Below are 3,207 nucleotides of genomic sequence, written 5' to 3' on the forward strand. Positions count from 1 at the left end.
CACGAACTAATAACAAACAAAAGCGTTCAAAATCACTTTGAACGCTTTTTGTTTTTAATAACATCCACCTATTTCGTACTTTTGGAAAAAGAAGAATTTGCTATGAAGGAAGAACTAGTCATCCTAGTCAATGAAAAGGATGAGAAGATTGGTTTGATGCCTAAGATGGAAGCGCACGAGAAGGCATTGCTTCACAGGGCTTTTTCGGTATTTATCTTTAACAGTAAAAAAGAATTATTGCTACAGCAACGTGCCCTTTCTAAATATCATTCCCCCGGTCTATGGACAAATACATGTTGCAGTCATCAACGGGATGGAGAATCGAATTTGGAAGCCGGAAAGAGAAGGTTATTTGAGGAAATGGGTTTTACCACGCCGTTAAAAGAGACCACTGCTTTTATTTATAAAGCTCCCTTTGATAACGGGTTGACGGAACATGAATACGACCACATTCTAATAGGGGAATACAACGGCACTCCTAACATAAACTTAAAGGAAGTCGCCTCATGGAAATGGATGCCCTTGGAAAAGGTACGGGACGACATCAAAGCGAACCCCGATCAATATACGGCTTGGTTCAAAATTATTTTTGATAAATTTTATCAACACATAAGCGTATGAGTCTAACGGTATATCGCAAAGCCCATTTTAATGCCGCACATCGCTTGTTCAAGGAAGGGTGGAGTGATGAGAAGAATCTTGCTGTCTTCGGAAAGTGCAGCAACCCTAATTACCACGGTCATAACTATGAGCTTGAAGTAGGTCTTACAGGTACTATCGATCCGGAAACAGGATTTCTTATCGATCTTAAACTCCTCAAGGATATTATTAAAGAAGAAGTAGAAGATGCTTTTGACCATAAGAATCTTAATCTGGAAGTGGCGGAATTCAAATCATTGAACCCAACTGTAGAAAATATAGCCATAGTCATTTGGAAAAAGCTTCGGAAGCGATTGGAATCGCATTATGAGATCGAAGTAAAACTCTATGAAACACCAAGAAACTTCGTCGTTTACAATGGGTAGCGGTTCAGATTTATATCCTCTGAAATTTATTCCCATACTCAAAGAGAAAGTATGGGGCGGCGAAAAATTGAAAAGACTTTTCAGAAAAGAAAAAGACGGGAAAATTGGAGAAAGTTGGGAGCTTTCCGGGGTACAAGATAGTATTTCTAAAGTACGCAATGGAAACCACAAGGGTAAGTCGCTTTTGGATCTAATAAAACAATATAAAAGTAATTTGGTTGGTGAAAAAGTGTACCGGCATTTTGGAGATCAATTCCCTTTGTTGTTTAAATTCATCGATGCGAAGCAAGATCTTTCGGTGCAGCTGCATCCGGATGACGATCTAGCAAAGTCGCGGCACGACAGCTTCGGAAAAACTGAAATGTGGTATATTCTTCATGCAGAAGCCGATGCACGATTAATTTTGGGCTTTAACGGGGCCATGGATGTAGAGAAATACCAAAAAGCGCTTTCAGAAAATACCATTACAAGCATCTTGCATTCAGAAAAGGTGCAAGAAGGGGACGCCTTCTTTATTCCTCCGGGAACCGTACATGCTATTGGAGCAGGAGTAGTGCTCGCCGAGATCCAACAAACATCCGATGTCACCTATCGTATCTATGATTGGGATCGACCGGATACCGACGGAACCTTTCGAGAGTTACACACAGAATTGGCGGTAGATGCTATCAATTTTGAACCGCACAGTACCAAAATTTTCTATTCCGAAGAAAAGAATATGCCGGTTCTCTTAAAGCGAATTCCGTATTTTGAGACGAATAAACTCGATCTCTCCCGGTCTATGGAAAGAGACCTTTCCAACATTGATTCCTTTACTGTCTACATGTGTGTCAAGGGCAGTGCCACTTTAAAGACCGGTACGCATTCCGAGACCATCGAGACCGGAGAAACGATCCTAATCCCTGCTGTGGTCAATACACTTATTATTGATACCAACGAGGCCATATTTTTAGAGGTTTATATCCCGTAATCTACAAGTAAGTAGTACTTTTGCATAAAATTATTTATAAAAATGGCAAGTGTACGTATTTTAAAAAGAGACATTAATTATGTGTTAGGCGATATTATTGAAGCTGTCTATATTTGGGAACTTACCAATCCGGACAAGGACAATAAGAAAGCCGAAGCGATCATTGATGAGGCGATAAACACGTTCGACGAATTAATCGAGAAAGTGAACGCTAAGGATGTCGAGAATAAAAAGAAGCATTTCAAAGCGATCAATCAAGAATTGGAAGATCGCGGTAGAAAATTGATCGATAAGATCAACGCGCTGTAATTAATTTCCGCTCTGTTTGCGCTCAGCGATATAAGACTCTAATTCGATTCCGTATTTAGAGTCTTTTATTTTTGGAGTAAGCGACTTGTACACCGTATCAAGATATTTCACATTGGCGTCGAAAACTTCGTTGAGCATAAGATACGGTGCCAGTTCATATTCGTTATTGTTCATGGCAAAATTTACGGTCGCAAGATATTTGCCGGTAATTGTACTTTGTTTCCGTTTTCGAATTACCTCCAAAAGACTGTCATCTCCGGTCTTTAACGCTTCAAATTCTTGTTCAATAAGATCTAGGTTTCTGTCGGCATAACGCTGCTTCAACTTTTTGTATTCTGAAAGTTTCGCCTGATTTTTCGACCCTGTGATCACAGCACCCGAATTGAAATTTTTTAAATTTGTTCTAATGTTGATCTCGCCCGCTTCTGCAAAGAAAGGAAGTTCTTTGTCCAATAACGATTCATCCTTGATGCGAAGGCTGAGTACATATACCTCCGGACTTTCAATAGTTTCTGAAAAATTGAAGATCGCTTCCCCATGAATAACCACAGAATCTACTGCAACAAGACTTGTGTCTTCTATTTTCTGAAGCAATATGGTCCCCTTCCGAAGCCCTTTAACTTCTCCGGATAAAGACATTTTGTTGACATCATTGTTGCAGCTTGTGATGACGAAAAGTAAAGCGAACAGGGAAAACAAATATTTCATGAAGCATTATTTTTTAACGCGGGCAAAGATGCATTTTTTTTAAAAGAAAACCTACGCCGAAGCTGCCAATTGCATTAAAACCGTACACAGAATTGCACCCACCGTCCCAATGGCATAACCAAACACTGCCAGCAAGACTCCTACCGTGGCTAATGAAGGGTGAAACGCCGAAGCGACAATAGGAGCGGAGGCGGC

At 40.2% G+C, this 3,207-nt stretch carries 6 protein-coding genes; 4 read left to right on the plus strand and 2 right to left on the minus strand.

What is annotated here, in order from left to right; genetic code table 11:
- Nucleotides 1-102 precede the first annotated feature (102 nt).
- The 4 genes from idi to AACZ11_RS13040 are packed head-to-tail and all read left to right on the plus strand — an operon-like array spanning nt 103 to nt 2,304.
- On the plus strand, nt 103-621 hold the full coding sequence (gene idi, locus AACZ11_RS13025) for an isopentenyl-diphosphate Delta-isomerase (RefSeq protein WP_339832775.1): 519 nt from the start codon (nt 103-105) through the stop codon (nt 619-621).
- Nucleotides 618-1,025 (plus strand): 6-carboxytetrahydropterin synthase, encoded by a 408-nt coding sequence (locus tag AACZ11_RS13030; protein WP_339832768.1) that lies wholly within the window; start codon nt 618-620, stop codon nt 1,023-1,025. Before idi ends, AACZ11_RS13030 begins: the two co-directional genes overlap by 4 nt.
- The gene (locus AACZ11_RS13035) at nt 988-1,995 is read left to right on the plus strand and encodes a type I phosphomannose isomerase catalytic subunit (protein WP_339832770.1); all 1,008 of its coding nucleotides are present in this window, start codon (nt 988-990) and stop codon (nt 1,993-1,995) included. The genes AACZ11_RS13030 and AACZ11_RS13035 overlap by 38 nt, the downstream gene beginning before the upstream one ends.
- A gap of 42 nt (nt 1,996-2,037) precedes the next feature.
- Complete coding sequence (locus AACZ11_RS13040) at nt 2,038-2,304, plus strand: hypothetical protein (protein ID WP_034259061.1); 267 nt, start codon at nt 2,038-2,040, stop codon at nt 2,302-2,304.
- Here the strand turns inward: AACZ11_RS13040 and AACZ11_RS13045 are convergent, their stop codons facing one another.
- Together AACZ11_RS13045 and AACZ11_RS13050 are read right to left on the minus strand one after the other, a co-directional pair.
- Nucleotides 2,305-3,012, minus strand: coding sequence for a DUF4369 domain-containing protein (locus AACZ11_RS13045; protein ID WP_339832773.1), 708 nt, complete (start codon nt 3,010-3,012; stop codon nt 2,305-2,307).
- A 51-nt stretch (nt 3,013-3,063) separates the two neighbouring features.
- The coding region (locus tag AACZ11_RS13050; protein WP_339832777.1) for a DUF819 family protein at nt 3,064-3,207 on the minus strand (144 nt) is incomplete at its 5' end.

Source organism: uncultured Altibacter sp. (assembly GCF_963972995.1).
Lineage (GTDB): Bacteria > Bacteroidota > Bacteroidia > Flavobacteriales > Flavobacteriaceae > Altibacter.